Annotated in this window: 2 protein-coding genes; both read right to left on the reverse strand. The window is 75.0% G+C overall.

Annotation, left to right across the window (positions count from 1 at the left end):
* Positions 1–37: 37 nt before the first annotated feature.
* The gene (gene cobJ / locus FV222_RS25610; RefSeq protein ID WP_147761380.1) at positions 38–811 is read right to left on the reverse strand and encodes a precorrin-3B C(17)-methyltransferase; all 774 of its coding nucleotides are present in this window, start codon (positions 809–811) and stop codon (positions 38–40) included.
* Positions 808–1,557: precorrin-2 C(20)-methyltransferase (locus tag FV222_RS25615; protein ID WP_281406927.1), on the reverse strand; the 750-nt coding region annotated here is incomplete at its 5' end. The genes FV222_RS25615 and cobJ, both read right to left, overlap by 4 nt.

Genomic DNA, 1,557 nt, shown 5'->3' on the forward strand with positions numbered 1-1,557 from the left:
CCGGGGCCGTGGCGCGGCTCGTCGGCGCGGGCCGGCCTCATCCGACGCTGCGCGGCGTGTAGACGAACGGCCGCTCGCCCGGCCCGCGCGGGATCAGCCGCGTGGTCGAGGCGCCGATGACGACCATCGTCGCCATGTCGGCGGTGGCCGTGCGCGCCTCGGTCAGCGTCATCACGCGGATCGCCTCGTCGGGGCGCGTCACGGCGCGGGCGAACACCACCGGCGTGTCGGGCCGCCGGATCTCGGCGGCGATGCCGAGGGCCTTGCCCAGCTGCCAGGGCCGAGCCGACGAGATCGGGTTGTAGAGCGAGACCACGAAGTCGGCGCGCAGCACGGCTTCGAGCCGGGCGGTGATCACGTCCCAGGGCTTGAGGTTGTCCGACAGCGAGAGCGCGCAGAAGTCGCCCCCCAGCGGCGCGCCGAGGCGGGCGGCCGCCGCCAGCATCGCGGTGATGCCGGGCTCGACGGTGATCGCGAGGTGGCGCCATGCCGGATCGCCGGCCTCCACCGCCTCGAACACCGCCGCCGCCATCGCGAACACGCCGGGGTCGCCGCCCGAGACCACCGCCACCCGCCGGCCGGAGGCCGCCAGTTCCAGCGCATGGCGCGCGCGGTCCACCTCGACACGGTTGTCGCTGGCATGCCGCGTCAGCCCCGGCCGATCGGGCACGCGGGAGACGTAGGGGATGTAGCCGATCAGGTCCTCGGCCGCATCGAGCGCAGCCTGCGCGCGCGCGGTGAGCAGCCCGGCGTCGCCCGGCCCGAGGCCGACGACCGCGAGGCTTCCGCCTCCCGCGACACGTGCGCTCACGGCCTGCGGCCTTCGCCCGGCACGAGCACCATCGAGAAGTAGGGCGCCACGTCGTCAGGTTTGTCCGCCAGCGGCACGACGCGCTCGCCGGCCATGGTGCCGCGCTCGACGTAGACGGCGCGCCCGAGCAGCCCGGCCTCGCGCAGGGCGGCGCGGACCTTCGGCAGGTGGCGCCCGAGCTTCATGATCACGGCGGCGTCGGTGCCGGCGAGCCGCGCGGCGAGGTCGGCTGCCGGCAGGGTCGCCGGCAGCACCGTCAGCACGTCGTCGCCCCAGGTGATCGGCGTGCCGGCCTTGGTCCAGCAGCCCGACATGCCGGTGACGCCGGGCACGACCTCCACCGGGAATCGGTCCTTCAGGCGCCGCCACAGGTGCATGAACGAGCCGTAGAAGAATGGGTCGCCCTCGGACAGGATCGCCACGTCGCGCCCGGCGCCGAGGTGGTCGGCCAACTGTCCCGCCGCGTCGTCGTAGAAGGCGGCGAGCGCCCCGACGTAATCCGGGTGATCCGGGTGCAACTCGGTGGTGTAGGGGTAGGCGAGGGCGAACTCGCGGGCGGGCTCGGGCGGCAGCACCGCGTCGGCGATGGTGCGGGCGTTGCCGCGGCGGCCCTTCTTGCAGAAGTGGACGAGGACCGGCGCGTGCTCCAGCACCCGCATGGCGCGGACGGTGAGGTAGTCCGGGTCGCCCGGGCCCATGCCGACGCCGAACAGCGTGCCGGTGACGGCCGCCGCCGGCCGGTCCGG

The sequence above is a fragment of the Methylobacterium sp. WL103 genome (assembly GCF_008039885.1).
Classification (GTDB): Bacteria; Pseudomonadota; Alphaproteobacteria; order Rhizobiales; family Beijerinckiaceae; genus Methylobacterium; species Methylobacterium cerastii.